Source organism: Acinetobacter pullicarnis (assembly GCF_006352475.1).
GTDB lineage: Bacteria > Pseudomonadota > Gammaproteobacteria > Pseudomonadales > Moraxellaceae > Acinetobacter > Acinetobacter pullicarnis.
The window spans coordinates 1,205,266-1,221,916 of sequence record NZ_VCMZ01000001.1; the positions used below are offsets into that span (position 1 = coordinate 1,205,266).

Here is a 16,651-nt window from a genome sequence, read left to right on the forward strand (position 1 = left end):
GTGAGGCGGTGCAATCAAATCTTTTTTCAAGACAGCCGCCATCTTTTCGCTCTTTCATCATTGCAGTGCTCACATGTTTCGTTATTTTATTTTTTAACTGGCGTATGCCACATGTGATCCAACCTGCAAGAGATGTCTTGTACGCTGCCTATAATCCAATATATGCGCTTGCAAGTTACCCTGTATTGTCGAAAGAATGGCTCAATCAGCAAACTAAATCTGAAGCACAATTACGTCGCGAAAATACAGCCATGCAAGCTGAGATGCTGCAAGCCAAAGTGCGACTGCAAAAGCTTTCGGAATTATCAGCAGAAAATACACGTTTACGTGGTCTACTCGATACACCTTTAATTATTGATGGTCGCATGGAAATTGCTGAAGTCATTGGTACCGATGCGGATCCGCTGCGTCACATTATTGTGATTAATCGCGGTTCAACCAGCCAACTAAAAGTGGGTCAAACAGTACTGGATGATCAAGGTATTCTGGGACAGATTATCAGTGTTTATCCACACAGTAGCCGAATCCTATTGTTGTCAGACAAAGAGCATTCGCTTTCTGTGCGCCTTGAACGCTCGGGAATGCGTGCCATTGTGACTGGAACAGGCGATTTAGGGCGGTTAAAAATGGAATATGTGCCCACCAGTGCCAACATTACCGTTGGTGATAAAGTGTATAGTTCTGGCTTAGGTCAACATTTTCCAGCCGGTTATTTGGTCGGGTCTGTGTCTAAGGTGCAGCGACATAATACGGGTGAATTTGCACAAATTGAAGTTAGTCCAGCAGCACAACTTGCTGGTGGCCATCATGTTGTGGTGCTTTTTTCAGATTCTTTAGCGATGGAGCAACCTTATGCAAATCGCTAGAAAGTTTTCATCTGATAAACAGCGCAAAGATCCGTTTGTAGTGATTGTAATTTCAATCATTATTGCTTCTGTACTCATGATTTATCCATTGTCCTATCCAATTGCAGCATGGCGTCCACTGTTTATGCTGTTGATTATGTTGTACTGGTCTTTATGTCAGCCTAACTGGTGCGGAATCTGGTTTGCTTTCTCCATGGGTTTATATACGGATTTATTACTGGATGCTCCCTTGGGAATGAATGCGCTCAGCTATGTGTTGATCGTTTTTATCATCCAGTATTTTACCCGTGAGAAACGGATACTTACTTTTAGTAATTTATGGATCATTACCATTTTTGCGCTGGTAGCACATTTATTGTTTATCCTTTTTGCGCAAGTGATGGGGAATATTCACTTTTCAATTACGCGACATTGGCAACCCTTGCTGAGTAGCGTATTGTTCTGGCCAGTGATTTATTATTTATTAAAAAGATGGCGCATTTAATTTTAGCTTCGGGTTCTCCACGACGCCAAGAATTGCTTCGGCAACTTGGCGTCGACTTTTCTATAGTTAGTCCTGATATTGATGAATCAGTTGCTGTAAATGAGCAGGCTGCAATCTATGTTGAACGATTAGCCTGCGAAAAAGCACAGGCTGTGCTTCAGCAGCATCCCGATGCCGTAATTCTTGCAGCAGATACCTGTGTCTCTATTTCAAATCAAATTATTGGTAAACCACGCGATAAACAACATGCTTTTGAGATTTGGTCATTGCTGTCAGGTCGTTGCCACCAAGTTTTGACTGGCGTTTGTGTGATGACCGCACAGCAACAGCATAACGTGGTGGTGAGTACTGACGTCGAATTTCAGCATTTAAGTCTTCACGAAATGGATGCATATTGGGCAAGTAATGAGCCCATCGGCAAGGCGGGTGCATATGCAATTCAGGGGATTGCTGCACGATTTATTCCATGTATACATGGCAGTTATAGTAATGTTGTGGGACTTCCTTTACATGAGACTGCGCAGCTACTAAAAGCGGTAGGGCTTTTAGATTAAGCAAAAATGAAATGTCTCAATAGATTTATGGAAAACGATATTTAAAAATGGATCAAGGTAATTGGCTAAAGGCTGCAAGTATACGCTAGAAAATTAAGATGTTAGTGCTCAGTGATGACCTCAAGATCAGCTTAGCAATTTTAGATTAAACTGAATGATTTATCGTTATAGCTACATCTTTTAGTTATTTAGTTCAACATCACTTGTGATGATGTGATCTGTGCTGCTAAATTGATCATTGTTTCGTTATGCACTGTGAAGAATTTGACCATCATAATGGCGACGCATAGTAGCCTCGAAATTCCCCCTATTTTATTTACGATTTTAAAAGAATTTTATCTTAATTAGAGTTTTATTATGTCAGACGAATTGTTGATCAATGTCACGCCGATGGAATGTCGGGTCGCATTGGTTGAAAATGGCACCGTTAATGAGTTGTTTGTTGAGCGTGCGGTTAAGCGTGGGTTGGTCGGGAATATCTACAAAGCCAAAGTTGTGCGGGTGCTGCCTGGCATGCAGGCAGCATTTGTGGATATCGGGTTATCTCGAACTGCTTTTCTACATATTAATGATATGGTTTGGCCGAGAAACCAGCCCATTCCCAATGTCTTTGAGCTGTTGCAACCAGGGCAAATCCTGACGGTGCAAGTGATGAAGGACATGCTGGGCACCAAAGGGGCACGCTTAAGCACTGATCTCTCTATTCCTTCGCGATATTTGGTTCTCATGCCTTTCGGGAGTCACATCGGGGTATCTCAGCGCATTGAGTCCGAAGAAGAGCGTGATCGCCTACGTGGCATTATTGAAAAAATACAAACTGAGCATAAACTGCCAGGTAGTGTGATTGTGCGTACAGCAGCAGAGGGGGTCGATGAGGCATCGATAGCCCAAGACATGTGCTATCTCACTAAGCTTTGGGAATATATTCAGCGTAAACAAAAAAGTGTGGTTGTACCTTCACTTATCTTTGAAGAATTGCCTTTACCGCAGCGGGTAATTCGCGACTTGGCCAGTCAAAAAACTGAAAAAATTTATGTTGATTCACGAGAGGTGCATGCAAAGCTCAAAGAATTTATTGAGGAATTTGTTCCTACGCTAGAAAAGCATCTGATTCATTATCCAGGTGAGCGCCCAATCTTCGATTTATACAATGTTGAAGAAGATATTCAGAAAGCCTTGCAGACGCGTGTTGCATTGAAATCAGGTGGCTATCTGATGATTGATCAAACTGAAGCCATGACCACGATTGATGTGAACACTGGTTCATATGTTGGTGGCAGAACACTTGAAGATACCGTATTTAAAACCAATATGGAGTCAACGCAAGTCATTGCTCGTCAGCTTAGACTACGTAATCTTGGCGGTATCATTATTATTGACTTTATTGATATGCAGGAAGTCACGCATCGACAAGAAGTGATGGAGCAGTTTGAGAAAATGCTTGAGCGTGATCATGCCAAGACCAAAATTACTCAGGTTTCTGAGTTGGGCTTGGTTGAAATGACGCGAAAAAGGACGCGAGAGTCTTTGGAACATTTGCTGTGTGAATCGTGCCCAACTTGTCAGGGGCGGGGTTATGTGAAATCTGCAGAGACAGTATGTTACGAAATCTTTCGAGAGATCTTGAGATACTCACGCGCGTTCCAGTCTCAGAGTGGCTTTACTGTTATCGCTCACCCACTTGTGATTGATCGGCTATTAACTGCAGAAGCGCCTGCTGTCGCGGATTTAGAGCATTTTATTAATCGCGTCATAAAATTTCAGGTCGAAAATTTATACACGCAAGAGCAATATGATGTCATTCTCAGCTGAAATTGTAACTAAATTTCGCTTAATCCTTGTTACATCTGAAATTTTACATTTGATGGTGATTTTACAATACTAGTTTCAGAAAGTAGCCATAGACAAATTCCCTAAAATGTCTTAGCAAGTGAGGATTAAAATGAATTTAGGTGAGAAAATCGCAACACGCGGCTTGAAGTATGTTTTAGAGTCGCAAAACAAAAATACCTGTGTAATGTTAGATGATAACGGTAAAGAAGTTCAAATTACCAAAGCGATGGTGGTGACGGTGTGTCAACAACTCCTCAATCAATGTCGTAATATTCAAAAATAAGGGGCCATTCTATTGCCCCTTATTTTATTGTGTTTATAAATTCTTCTATGTGCAGTGAGAAAACATCAAGCTTGTTTTCTTAGATTCTCCTCCGCATCTTGGTCTAGCATTTCCATCTCAGCTTGATTGTCTTTTGTCGTTTCACCTTCTAGAATGCTTTGATTCAGGTTGTTTGCGACTGTGACCGGTGCTTGTAGGGTGGTTGGTATCTCGACCACAGTTTCATCTTCAATTAACTCAGCAGTCAGATTGGTCGCTTCTGTGAATGCTTCAACTTGAGTGATTTGCGCAAGGTTTTCACGCTCAACATCAATTCCAATTAAATGCTCAAATCTTTGAATTTCATCTTCAAGATGAATTAATAAGTTTTGCATTTTAGGGAGTGCATGACGACATCCAGTTAAACCCACCTCTAACTTATGTAAATAACTGGTCATGGTGATATTGAGTGCTTGTCCATCAAGCACAATTGATGCAGGATACAGCGCATCAAGTTTTGCACCATTCCAATACAGCGGTTCACGTGGACCAGGGACATTGGAAATCACAATATTAAAGGCCTGACGCTTGGGTAAAATACCTGACAAGATGTTCAAGCCAGCAGGTCCATAAACAAAGGCACTATAATTTAAGATCTGATTTGAGTTCATGCGCTTAAAGCGTAGTTTTGCATTTTGTACACTGCGCTTAATAATGCTAAGACGCTCCAATGGATCTTCTTTGTGCGTACCAAGATTTGCCAGAATCATGGTGATGCGGTTACTGAGATCAGATTCATCGTCACGAATAGAGGCCGGGACCATCGCAATTAAAGGCTTGAGTGGGAGTGCATCCTGACTTTTTAGATATTCCCGCAGTGCGCCAGAACAAACAGCTAAAATAACATCGTTAATCGTCACATTAAGTGATTTGGAAATTTGTTTAAAGCGATTTAAGTCAAAGGATTGTGCTGCAAAACGCCGCGATGATGATACACGTTGGTTCAGCAAACTACAGGGGGCTTGAAAGCTTGAAACATAATCAGGATTTTTACCACGCTCTTTAAATAATGCCTGAAATAGTTCTTGTGTAACCGTTGGGGTGGCATCAATTTGGGTTTTAATACCAGCGAGTATTTTCTTAATGCGATTGGTTTTCGGAAGTTTATCGCGTTTTTTGCTTGAATTTTCGACGCACCAAGGGGGAACGATGCGCTGATCGAGTGGATCTTTAGAGAAGGATTTTTCAAGCAGACGCATGCCGGCAATACCATCGACCATAGCGTGGTGGATTTTAAAGTACATTGCAAAACGATTGCCTTCGATCCCTTCAATCATGTGACAGCTCCAAAGGGGCTTGGCACGATCAATCAACCGACTATGTTCTTGTGAAATATACACCAACAATTCACGAATACGACCCGGATGCGGCAAGGCGATATGACGGAAATGGTGGTCAATATCAAAGTGCTGATCTTCATCCCAAAATAGGCCATTGAGCAGATTGTTAAAGGGAGGAACCGGGATTGATTTACTGTTGCGAATATCCATCACCAAATCTTGCATAAAACTTGGTGATGCATTTTCAGGGATTTTAAAAAGAAATAACCCCCCAACATGCATGGGTTGTTGCCGTTTCTCTAATGAAAGAAAAATAAAATCAATTGGGTGTAATGGGCGCATAATATCGGTTTGCCTCACTGCAAATGTACAACCGCTCTTTTATGAGTGTTGGTTTTTTAGAATTATCAGACTGAGCTTTGAGTATAGTGCCTTTTAGTCAAGAATGCCTAAAAAATATATGAATATCGCGTCTATAAACGATAAAGTAAGTGGCTCAGTCTTGTCGAATTATTTTATATTGCCTGCATGTAAACCACACTCTTTATGTGTCGCTTCTTCCCACCACCAACGTCCTTCACGTTCATGTTGATTCGGTAATACGGGGCGTGTACATGGTTCGCAGCCGATTGAAATAAAACCTTGATTATGTAGTGAATTATATGGAATTTCCATCATGCGGATATAACTCCAGACATCAGCACTACTCCAATTGGCGAGTGGATTGAATTTAAGCAATTGCTTGCCGATGCCAGAGAAACCGTTGTCAAATTGGATGACTGGAATTTCATTGCGTGTGCCTGGACTTTGATCTTTACGCTGTCCAGTAATCCAAGCATCTAGGCTTGCCAGTTTTTTTCTTAAGGGTTGGACTTTACGGATACCGCAACACTCTTGATGCCCATCTTTAAAGAAGCTGAATAGTCCTTTTTCTTGAGTAAATGCTTGTACGGCTTCACTTTCTGGAAAGCAAATTTCAATTTCAAGGTTATAGTGGTTTCTGACGGTCTCAATGAATTGATAGGTTTCAGGATGCAAGCGCCCAGTATCTAAACTAAATACGCGAAAGGGCTTTTTGAGTTGCGATGCCAGATCAATCAGAACCACATCTTCAGCACCTGAAAATGAAATTGCAATATCACCTGATTGGCTCAAGGCGAGATCCATAATTTCAAGTGGGGATTTATCTTGATATTCAGATGCGAGTGCATCAATCATATCCAGTGTTGGAATTGCAGTCATCTCTGCTCCTGGCCGTTAGCTTGGATGCTAGGGGGGTATTTAGAAAGTATCAATTTTGGGGTCTAACTATTTTAATTGAAATGAAATAAAGCTTTTAACACTAAAACATAAAAGCTTATGAAGTAAATAGATTTAAGAATTCTAGCACTACAAGGGCAATGCTTAATGTTATGATAGCGCAAATTATTTAGCTCACATTCGGAGTAGCCATGGAAGTCGTTTGTCTTGATCTTGAGGGTGTATTGGTTCCAGAAATTTGGATCAATTTTGCAAAAAAAACGGGTATTAAAGAACTCGAAGCCACCACACGTGATATCCCAGATTATGATGTATTGATGACACAGCGTTTAAATCTTCTAAAACAACATGGTCTCGGTTTAAATGACATTCAGGCGGTCATCGCAGAAATGGGTCCGTTTCCAGGTGCTAAAGAATTTGTGGAATGGTTACGTACTCACTTCCAGCTGATTATTCTGTCAGATACCTTTTATGAATTTGCACACCCACTGATGAAGCAATTGGGTTGGCCAACGATTTTCTGCCATAAACTCGAAGTTGATGCGCAGGGCACCATCACCGATTATAAATTGCGCCAACCAGATCAGAAACGTGAAGCAGTTAAAGCATTACATGGTTTAAATTATAGAGTGATTGCTGCGGGCGACTCTTATAATGACACAACCATGCTTGGTGAAGCGGACCAAGGCTTCTTGTTTGATGCACCAGCGAATGTGATTGCTGAGTTCCCGCAATTTCCGTCAATTCAAGGGTATGCTGCATTAAAACAAGCCATTCGTGAAGCTTCAAACCGCGATATTCCAGAATAAACACGCTTTTTATAAGCATAAAAATAGGCGCTTTAAGCGCCTATTTTTATTGATTTGATTAAAGCTTAGAAGCGATAGCCAAGTTTTAGACCATACGCGATCGCTGTATTGTCATTAAAGTTTGCTACATATTCTGGGCCATCTGCTTGTGCACCAGTCTGTGCTTTAGCATCACCTAACCAGAAGTATTTGACTCCACCGGCAATAAAGGTTTGTGGGGTCGGACTAAACTGTAGACCTACGCCAACATTCCAGAAACCTTCAGTTGGTCCCAAAGTCGTTACAGGATTACCCGCACCTGAGTCCCAACCTACTGAGACATTACCTGCCCATTTTTCGGTGAGTTTACGGCCGACACCAGTTGTTACGGACCATTGGTCATCTGAATATTTAACTAAGTCAAAGCCATTTGGACGACCAACTAGATTTCCAATCGCTTCGGATACCAAACCAAATTTAAGTGGTTGGATCGAGAAATTTTTCCAATTTACCCAACGGATATTAGCAAAAGCAACCGTATCCGCCATGATGCCAGATTGTAAATCAAAGTTAACTGATTGAGGTGTGGTAATAGTTGTTTTACCTGTCGCGTTAGCGATATCCACCGCTGCAGCTGCAGCTTCTGGTCCAAGTAGACCAATAGCTCCAATAGCCGGTAAGCTCTCACGAATTTCAACTTTATGGTCGATTTCCGAGCGATATGTGATCGATGCCTTTAGGGCAATATCTGGAATTTGATAGGCAGCACCCACCAACCAACCACCACCACCTGTTTCTTTAATATTGGCATCGTAGCCATTATAAAGACTATATGCTTGTCCACGTAGGCTTACGTTCCCTTTAACGGTTTGGTAAACACCACCGGCATAGAAATTCCAGTTTTCAGTCGGTTGATAACCAACAATCATGGAGATATTTTGCGTATCAACTTCAACTTGGGTGTTACCTTTACCAAGTGTGCTATTGGCATCAGCGATACCTTGATTAACTTTCGCAGTTACACCTTGTTTCACTGCACCATCAATCTGAGCTTGTGTTGCTGGATCATTCTTATACGCATTGAGAGTAGCATCGTATTCAGCTTTTCCTGCAGGTGTCGTTAAATCAACCCCTTTGCCTGTTAAAGCCGCACCTACACGTTGTTCTGGCGTTAAGCTATTAAATGTTTTATCAATTGTGGCAACCGCAAGTTTATCTAAAGTTGCTTGAGGTAAAACGGTATCGCTTGGATTAGAAACGAAAACATTATCACCATGATAAGCGGCTTTAGCCCCAAATGGTTGGTCGTAAATAAGACCGAAAGAGAATTTATTATCTACTTGTAGCTTTAATGCTGCTGAAGGGAAGTAATAACTATCCGCCATATCACCAATATTACGCTGAGTGAGGCTTGTTCCACTTTCTTTTCCTGACACATCTGCGTCTAATACAGAAATTCCTGCTTCAAAGTAGTTTCCAGGCTGCAAAAAGGCAGACATAGATTGTCCTGAGCGGTCCATCGCTGCTGCAAATGCACCTGCTGTAGGTAGTGTTGACAAAAGCATTGCAACTGTTAGGTTTTTTAATTTCATTTTAATCTTTCCCTAAAATTATAAATGAATAATTGGAACAACTGAGTGTTGGTTAAAAATAAATCTATTTACAGAGTTGAAATATGCATTTACTTCTTCTTACAAAATACCACATAAAGTTTAAGAGTAAATACTCTAAGTTCGGAAAATTTCAAAATTTTGTAAACTAGGAAGTTCAAGTAATCTACTGTTATTTATTCTAATTATATTTTTTGATGAAAAGAGTTTGTAAGGATCTAACTATTTATCTTGATTCTTAAGATAAAAATAATTCAGCAGGTGCATATCTGTTCAGGTGTGGCTTCTATGCAGAGTCTAAAACGAATTAAAGATAAGAGATCCGTTATTTTCCCTTTAGGTTTATAAAAAGCATAGAAATGAGCAAATTTTCTTTATTTAAAGTGTCTTTTATATTTTCTTCATTAATAAATGACAATTTATTAAAAAACATTCGAGCCTGATCGGTTTGGAAAGTTAAGTCGCTCTTACAAAAAAATGGAGCCATTGGCTCATAGCACTGTTTATTGCCTATAACCGTAGTCATTGATCAAAAATGGATAAATGTCTTGTTGAAAGTGGATAGTGAGAAATGACATAAATTTAGATGATGATCTCAGATATCAGGAGATCATCAATGAAAGGAACTTATATCGATATACCGGTGGATGCTGCCGTATTTCGCGCTTATTTGGCTGTGCCTGAACAGGGAAGTGGCCCCGGAATTGTATTGTGTCAGGAAATTTTTGGAGTCAATGCAGCCATGCGTGCCAAAGCAGACTTTTTGGCTGAAGAAGGTTATACCGTTTTGGTGCCTGATTTATATTGGAGACAAGCAGCGGGTGTTGAACTTGGCTATACAGCCGAAGATCATGAGAAAGCCTTTGAGTTGTATAAGCACTTTGATGTCGAAAGCAGTATTAAGGATATTCAAGCGAGTTTGACTACACTTGGACAATTACAGGTATGTGATACAACCATCGGTTTATCTGTGGTGGGTTATTGCCTTGGTGGAAAGCTTGCTTACTTAGCGGCTTGTCGTATTGCGACGCTGGCCTGTGCTGTAAGTTATTATGGCGTTGGAATTGAACAGTATCTGCATGAAGCGCAGAATATTCGTGCCAGAACCGTATTACATTTTGCAGGCTTAGATCAGTTTTGTCCTGCTGAAGTACGCACAGAAATCATGACGGCATTGCGCCAATACAGCAACATTCAAACTTATGTTTATGCAAATGCAGAACATGCATTCGCGCGTCCAGAAGGACAGCATTATCAAAAAAGTAGTGCCTTAATTGCGCATGAGCGAAGCATAAGCGCTTTACGTAAAGCAGTTGGACCAGATTATGATTTAGAAGCCTTGTGGGAAGAACATATTCGTCTCGAATTTGATGCGCGTGATGTTAAAGCCACCATGGCAACCATGGTTGCCGAACCCTATGTCAATCATATCCCGACTTTGACGGGTGGAGTGGGTTATCAGGCATTATCCCGTTTTTATCGCTATCACTTTGTACATAACAATCCGCAAGATATTGCACTTACCCCAATTTCACGCACCGTGGGACTCACGCAAGTGGTGGATGAATTCATCATGAGTTTTACCCATGACCAAGAAATAGATTGGTTGATCCCTGGCATTCCAGCCACCGGTAAATTTGTCGAAATTCCGATGTTGGGCGTGATTAAGTTTCGTGGTCCTAAATTATGTCATGAACATATTTATTGGGATCAAGCCAGTATTTTGCTGCAATTGGGTGTACTGGATGCGAGGGGTTTACCGATCGCAGGTGCTGTCGCTGCACATAAATTATTAGATGAAAATCTCCCGTCAAATCAGCTGATGCCAACTTGGCCATCCAGTGCAGGAAAGTCGATTGACGCAGTTTAATCAACCCGCTGTTCAAGCCGGGGGCATGGTGCAGTGAACTGAAAAAACAGCAATTAAAAGGAAGTAATAAATATGAGCCGATCCAAAAGCGTCAGTCTAAGTCTGCCTATTCATGAAACAGATATTAGACAGTTGCGAACATTTTTAGGGCAATACGCGACAGGTGTCACCGTTGTAACCACTGTTGATAAAAATAACCGTCGAGTTGGCATGACCGCGAATTCATTCAGTTCGGTTTCGCTTGATCCACCATTAATTTTATGGAGTATCGCCAAGACTGCATCCAATGTAGATGACTTTTGTCAGTGTGCGCGTTTTGCGATCAATATCCTAAATGAAGAGCAACAACTTGCTTCGAATCATTTTGCAAAGTCATCGGCAGACAAATTTGCTGATCTTGAGATGGTTGAGGATGTGATGGGCATTCCAATTTTAAATGATGCTTTAACCACGTTGATTTGTAAGCCTTATCAAATTTATGAAGGGGGAGATCATCACATCATCGTGGGTGAGATTGAGTTCTGTAAACACAATGGTGGCAATCCATTGGTGTTTCATAACGGGAAATATCACCAAACCCAATTACACCCAGCTTATAAAACGGTCTAAAGCAGAGCATTACATCAAACATCGAAATAAATAATAGGGAAATTACCGATGACAACACATGCATTTTTACAAAATAAAAAGTTCTTATTGGGCACGTTTGCCAGTAATTGTTCCAGCGGCATGACCATTTCGAAACTCGACGAACGTTGGGATGCCAGTTGGGAAAGTAATCTAAAACTTGCGCAAATGTTGGATCAAGCCGGTATTGATTTTATGTTGCCAATTGCACGTTTCACCGGATATGGCGGTGAAACTGATTTTCAAGGGATGGTGCTTGAAACATTAACTTGGACTGCCGCTTTATTGGCGAGTACACAGCACTTAGTGGTATTTGCGACCGTGCAAACGGCAGTTAATCATCCGATGGTGGTGGCCAAGCAAGTTGCGACGTTGTCTAAAATTGGACAAGATCGTGTGGGCTTAAATATCGTGGCTGGGTGGAATAAGCCTGAATATGATGCGCTCGGTATTGCATTGCCAGATGATCATGAAACACGTTATGGCTATGCGCAAGAATGGTTTGATTTTGTTAGGCAGCTTTGGGCGAGTGATGTTCCTTTTAATTTTGAAGGGAAATACTTTAAAACCAAAGGCAGTTATGGAAAACCACGTCCAACAGCGATTCCGCCAATATTTAATGCGGCAGGCTCAAAACATGGACGTGAATTTGCGATTCAGAATGCAGACTTTTTGTTTACCCCAGTATCTGATTTAGGGCGCTCAAGTGAAGAAGTGCAAGCCCTAAAACAAGATGGATTAGATGCGGGTCGACATACGCGTGTGATGACATTCTCTCATGTGGTTTGTCGCGAGACAGAAGCAGAAGCTGTTGCAGAATGGGATCGTCAGTTAAACAATGCCGATGAAGCCGCTGTCGATAATTTAATGAATGTGATGTTCGCGCACGCACAAAGTTTTCCACATGACATTCGTCAAGCCTTGAGAGATCGAATGGCGGTAGGGCATGGTGGTTATCCATTGGTGGGCACGCCTGTGCAAGTTGCGCAACATATTGCCGATTTACATGAAGCAGGTTTTAGTGGTACGACTTTATCTTTTCTCGATTATAACGCTGAGTTTCCATATTTTAGAGATCAAGTCTTACCTTTGCTCGAAGCAAAAGGTTTGAGGTAAGACCGCATAGCCAATAAATGCAAGTTTATTATGTTGATGGCGCTGTACTGTAGTAATGGATTATCTTTATTTCTTTAAAAGTATGTGGGCTTCAACGGTAAGTTATATATAAATATTAAATACAATTATTTTAATGCATCCAAGCAACGACTTAATTACATGTGCATCTTTTTTTTATTGTTTTTTGAGTTTTTTGATATAAACAGCAGAAAGTGGATAGCGCCTTACATTTATGATCTGTTAAAACTATTTAAGTTATCTGTGATAAAGCCAAGCAGTCAATTATTTAAGTATCTGAATAACAAGGTTATCGTTAATAGCGTTAAGTGTTTTGCAAGGATGAGCAGAGCAGCACAAAAAGATGACTGAGATCAAGGTACTGTGAATCATGTTTACGCTTCAATATGCAGCAGTCTGGTGTTGCTGTTCCAATATGCGAAGTATATTTGAAATTTAAACGAATTGAGCCATTTGAATCTAGGGAGAGTTAAAAATGGTTGGACTCACATCGCTATTTAATCAGGATATTATTGAGCAGACTGAAAATATGCAGCAAGCCAATGAATGTCTCAATAAAATTATTGGACCACATGAGTTGTTCGATGTGGGAAGTAAAGATCCATTAAAATTTAGTTTTAATGGAGAGCGTATTGGCGGTATTACGATTGGTGAGCTGATCTATGGCAAGAATGTTATTTTTAAAACCTCTGATCAGATGGATATGCGTTATTACTGTATTACGCGGCCAATACAAGGTACGCCTATATTTAAAAAATCTGCGAATTTTTTTCATACAAATTACTGTACTGCTGCAATTGTATCGCCCTTTGATAAATTCGAATTGGAGGTGGAGCAAAATTGTGTGCAATCCTTTATCTCGATATCACGACCATTATTAGAAAATACGTTGGCTGAATTAATTCAGCGACCGTTGTCTACGCCAATTCATTTTGATCACAGTATGTCCAAAGAAAATGAGAAAATGAATGCCTGGTGGAATCTACTGGAATACTTGACTTCATCCCATAAAGATCAATTCGATTTCTCTTGTTTAATGCCAGAGATTAAACCAAATTTTGAATATATTTTGGTCAAGACTCTGTTAATGTCGCAGCCGCATAATTATAGTGATTTGCTGTATGGCAGTAATAATCGAGTACCGACCTATCTAAAACATGCCATTCAATTTATTCATGAGAATATCCATCACATGATTCGAATAGAAGATTTAGAGCAATTTTTAGGTGTGTCTAGAACCAAGATTAGTCGAGATTTTCGCCATTGTTTTAAAACCACACCACAACTTTATATTCGATATTACCGGCTCAAATGTATTCAGCAAGAGCTTTTAGTCGCTCAGAATGGTAATAATATTACCAGCGTCGCTATGAAGTGGGGAATTAATCACTTGGGGCGTTTTTCAATCGATTATAAGAAGTTATTTGGAGAAAGTCCGAGCGATACCTATCGTAAAGCAGGGTTTTAATGCGATTGAGCGAGCTTTGGCCAATAATAAAAGATCGCCCCAGATATTTCGTATTTGGGGCGATCTTTTAATCATTCAACGCAGGCTAGTCTAGAAGAGTTGCAGAATGAGCATCAAGAGCAGTATTCCAGTTAATGCCAAACTAATCACTTTGAAATGAGTTTCAAAATAGCTTAAGCACCAAGCCACAAACAATGCTGAAAAACTGATTGCACCCAGCCAATAGCTGATGCCGATACTAAAATTACTGTGCCAGATCGACGCCATTAAACTCAAGCCAAGTATGATCCAACCTAAATACTGCGCAAAAGTGGTTTTTTGAGGAGAAAGTTCGTGTCCAAACATCTGTTTCTGATGTTTAGACATGCTGCATGCCAAGCTTATAAAACCAAGGCTGCTGAGTGACCACAAGGTGAGGAACCAAATCATAATTGTGACTCCTGCGCTGGGGCCTTGCCCTTTTTACTTGCTAAGCCTTTATGATGCTTCACTTTATAGAAACTAAACAGGAACAATAGGGCCAAGGTGAGTGACATTAAATCGAAAGTGGCGATCATCCATTGTTGATTTTCAATGCTTTGCCAAAGAGCTGCACCACCTGTTAATGCATTGAGTATAGGTAGGAAAGCAAAGCTAACGGCTGCGAATAGCAATAACTCTAACCAAGCTTTACGCGATGGACGTAATGCGGCATAGATCAAAGTGAGTAGCCAGATGCTAAAGAAGCAGCGGATTTCCCAGTTCAGGCGCATCTCCATTTCTATTGGAATGAAGCGATTGGCATAAAAATAAGCTGCAACGGCCAGTGGAAGGCCAATAATCGCTGCAATATTAGTTGCTTCGACCAAGCGATAGCCAAAAGAGGTATAGCCTTGTTTTTGTTGCTGGGGTGCACGTTTTACTGTCCAGAGAACCAAACCCGTTGCAATCATCAATGTGCCGACAATACCGGATAAAAATAACAGCCATCTGAGTGCTAAATCGACACCACGTGCTTCATGTAACATCGTAACAACGTTATAAATCCCCATAGGTACCGAGGTTTTTTCAACAGGCGTTGCTGTCGCATCCAGTTGACCATTAACCCCATTGAATTTTAGGCTTGGATTCACATTACGTTCGATCAGGTTTTTCGCATAAGTAGCTTTTAACTCGATACTGGCATTGACTGTATTGGGTGCTGAGATCTGGATTGATCCGATTGGATTGGTTTTCCATTGGCTTTGTGCATAGTGCATCAACGGTTCAATGTGGGTGAGTGATGCAGCTTCAAGGATTGGCTCGGCTTCACTTTGTGGCTTTTGGCGTGCTGTCTTACCTTGTTCTGTTTCTTTATTTTGTACTTTTGGTATAGGTTGACCACGCATCTCATAAAAGAAATCGATACCATTCGGATAAACCTGCTTCATCCCCCAAGGCATGAGCATAAACATGAGTAGCAGTAAGCCACTAAAGGTAATCATAATGTGAAATGGCAGGGCAAAAATAGCAGTTGCATTATGTGCATCTAACCATGAGCGCTGACCTTTACCTGGACGAAAAGTGAAAAAGTCTTTAAAGATTTTTTTATGTGTGATGACACCGCTGATAATTGCCACCAACATAAACATGGTTGCTATACCAACAAACCAACGTGACCAAATACGCGGAAAACCATACAATTCAAAATGGAAGCGATATAAAAAACCGCCGCCACGGGTTTCGCGTGCTTTTATGACTTCGCCAGTGGCACTATCAATTGTGATCCGCTCTCCACCACGGCGACTATTTGGATCTTCACCTTGTTTGCGAATAGTCAGTTCAGTTGACGTTTGTCGAGCGTTGGGTAGTTGAATATTCCAGCTTGCAGCATCTGGCGCATGCTTTTGCAAGTATCCGAGAGCGACTTCAGTTTGTTTAACTTGCGAGGCAGCAGGCACGGATTGATGTAATTCAGGTTTCATCCAAACCGTAATTTCGTTTTGGAAAAAACTCAGTGTCCCAGTCAGAAAAATTGCGTAGAGTAGCCACCCTAAAATTAGACTGGCCCAAGTATGCAACCAAGACATGGTTTGGCGTGGTCCTTCTGCTTTACCATCTATACGCATGTTACTGTCCTACAAATATCAAAATGCAAAATAAAACTGCGCATGGAACCAGTACACCTAAACTTGCTTTTAAAGTTTTATTCACCATGAATACCCAAATAAACACAGCACAGTGCAGCACAAAGGCCAAGAGGGTGGCAGACATAACTGCATTCACACGATCATTGATAAAAAGCTGGGCAATCGCCATTGCACTTAAAGAAGCAAATGCATAGCCACCAAACAACGCTAGACAAAAGCGATAAAAGATCATGCCTCTATAACTGAGTGACACTTCTTTTTTCTTGGTTTTTGTGGCTCTAGCTCTAGGCATGCATTCTGTTGCAGTGGCAACATTAAGTTGGGCAGGATTATTCATAAACTTCAACGAGAATAAGCAATAAAGTAATTGATGAGAATGATAACAATTATTGTTTATATTTCAATTGTTATTGTCAAAAAAAATAAAATACTTTTAAAATTCGTTGT

The 16,651-nt window shown here is 40.8% G+C and carries 15 protein-coding genes and 1 pseudogene; 10 read left to right on the forward strand and 6 right to left on the reverse strand.

The annotated features are described in order from the left end of the window. Nucleotides 1-8: 8 nt before the first annotated feature. From mreC to FD716_RS18810, 5 genes are all read left to right on the forward strand, one after another. Nucleotides 9-866 (forward strand): rod shape-determining protein MreC, encoded by an 858-nt coding sequence (gene mreC, locus FD716_RS05120; RefSeq protein ID WP_139851277.1) that lies wholly within the window; start codon nt 9-11, stop codon nt 864-866. Further along, nucleotides 853-1,350: a rod shape-determining protein MreD gene (mreD, locus tag FD716_RS05125; protein WP_139851278.1), complete on the forward strand. Its 498-nt coding sequence runs from the start codon at nt 853-855 to the stop codon at nt 1,348-1,350. The genes mreC and mreD overlap by 14 nt, the downstream gene beginning before the upstream one ends. Beyond that, entirely contained in the window at nt 1,338-1,904 is a 567-nt protein-coding gene (locus FD716_RS05130) for a Maf family nucleotide pyrophosphatase (protein ID WP_139851279.1), read from the forward strand. The genes mreD and FD716_RS05130 overlap by 13 nt, the downstream gene beginning before the upstream one ends. Before the next feature lie 357 nt (nt 1,905-2,261). Next, entirely contained in the window at nt 2,262-3,716 is a 1,455-nt protein-coding gene (rng, locus tag FD716_RS05135; RefSeq protein WP_139851280.1) for a ribonuclease G, read from the forward strand. Between the two features lie 130 nt (nt 3,717-3,846). Next, nucleotides 3,847-4,020: a PA1571 family protein gene (locus FD716_RS18810; protein ID WP_171476988.1), complete on the forward strand. Its 174-nt coding sequence runs from the start codon at nt 3,847-3,849 to the stop codon at nt 4,018-4,020. Nucleotides 4,021-4,337: 317 nt separating this feature from the next. Here FD716_RS18810 and FD716_RS05140 read toward each other — a convergent pair. Together FD716_RS05140 and FD716_RS05145 are read right to left on the reverse strand one after the other, a co-directional pair. Beyond that, nucleotides 4,338-5,681, reverse strand: a pseudogene (locus FD716_RS05140) (WS/DGAT/MGAT family O-acyltransferase); the annotation flags it as partial. A 168-nt stretch (nt 5,682-5,849) separates the two neighbouring features. After that, nucleotides 5,850-6,581, reverse strand: coding sequence for a phosphoadenylyl-sulfate reductase (locus tag FD716_RS05145; RefSeq protein WP_139851281.1), 732 nt, complete (start codon nt 6,579-6,581; stop codon nt 5,850-5,852). 209 nt (nt 6,582-6,790) lie between these two features. Between FD716_RS05145 and thrH the strand changes: the two genes are divergently transcribed. Next, nucleotides 6,791-7,408 carry a bifunctional phosphoserine phosphatase/homoserine phosphotransferase ThrH gene (thrH, locus tag FD716_RS05150; RefSeq protein ID WP_139851282.1) on the forward strand — a complete coding sequence of 206 codons (618 nt, stop codon included), beginning with the start codon at nt 6,791-6,793 and terminating at the stop codon, nt 7,406-7,408. 65 nt (nt 7,409-7,473) lie between these two features. Here thrH and FD716_RS05155 read toward each other — a convergent pair whose 3' ends face one another. Next, nucleotides 7,474-8,979 carry an outer membrane protein transport protein gene (locus FD716_RS05155; RefSeq protein WP_139851283.1) on the reverse strand — a complete coding sequence of 502 codons (1,506 nt, stop codon included), beginning with the start codon at nt 8,977-8,979 and terminating at the stop codon, nt 7,474-7,476. 634 nt (nt 8,980-9,613) lie between these two features. Here FD716_RS05155 and FD716_RS05160 point away from each other — a divergent pair. From FD716_RS05160 to FD716_RS05175, 4 genes are all read left to right on the forward strand, one after another. Further along, complete coding sequence (locus tag FD716_RS05160; protein ID WP_139851284.1) at nt 9,614-10,867, forward strand: dienelactone hydrolase family protein; 1,254 nt, start codon at nt 9,614-9,616, stop codon at nt 10,865-10,867. A gap of 72 nt (nt 10,868-10,939) precedes the next feature. Next, nucleotides 10,940-11,476: a flavin reductase family protein gene (locus FD716_RS05165; RefSeq protein WP_139851285.1), complete on the forward strand. Its 537-nt coding sequence runs from the start codon at nt 10,940-10,942 to the stop codon at nt 11,474-11,476. Nucleotides 11,477-11,524: 48 nt separating this feature from the next. Further along, a complete protein-coding gene (locus FD716_RS05170; protein WP_139851286.1) occupies nt 11,525-12,610 on the forward strand; it encodes an LLM class flavin-dependent oxidoreductase in 1,086 nt (361 codons plus the stop codon). A gap of 493 nt (nt 12,611-13,103) precedes the next feature. After that, nucleotides 13,104-14,096 (forward strand): helix-turn-helix transcriptional regulator, encoded by a 993-nt coding sequence (locus FD716_RS05175; protein WP_139851287.1) that lies wholly within the window; start codon nt 13,104-13,106, stop codon nt 14,094-14,096. Between the two features lie 90 nt (nt 14,097-14,186). Here FD716_RS05175 and FD716_RS05180 read toward each other — a convergent pair whose 3' ends face one another. The 3 genes from FD716_RS05180 to FD716_RS05190 are packed head-to-tail and all read right to left on the reverse strand — an operon-like array spanning nt 14,187 to nt 16,541. Next, nucleotides 14,187-14,525, reverse strand: a complete 339-nt coding sequence (locus FD716_RS05180; RefSeq protein ID WP_139851288.1) for a DUF3325 domain-containing protein — start codon at nt 14,523-14,525, stop codon at nt 14,187-14,189. After that, on the reverse strand, nt 14,522-16,183 hold the full coding sequence (locus FD716_RS05185) for a PepSY-associated TM helix domain-containing protein (RefSeq protein WP_139851289.1): 1,662 nt from the start codon (nt 16,181-16,183) through the stop codon (nt 14,522-14,524). The genes FD716_RS05180 and FD716_RS05185 overlap by 4 nt, the downstream gene beginning before the upstream one ends. 1 nt (nt 16,184) lies before the next feature. After that, entirely contained in the window at nt 16,185-16,541 is a 357-nt protein-coding gene (locus FD716_RS05190; protein WP_139851290.1) for a hypothetical protein, read from the reverse strand. Nucleotides 16,542-16,651: the final 110 nt, after the last annotated feature.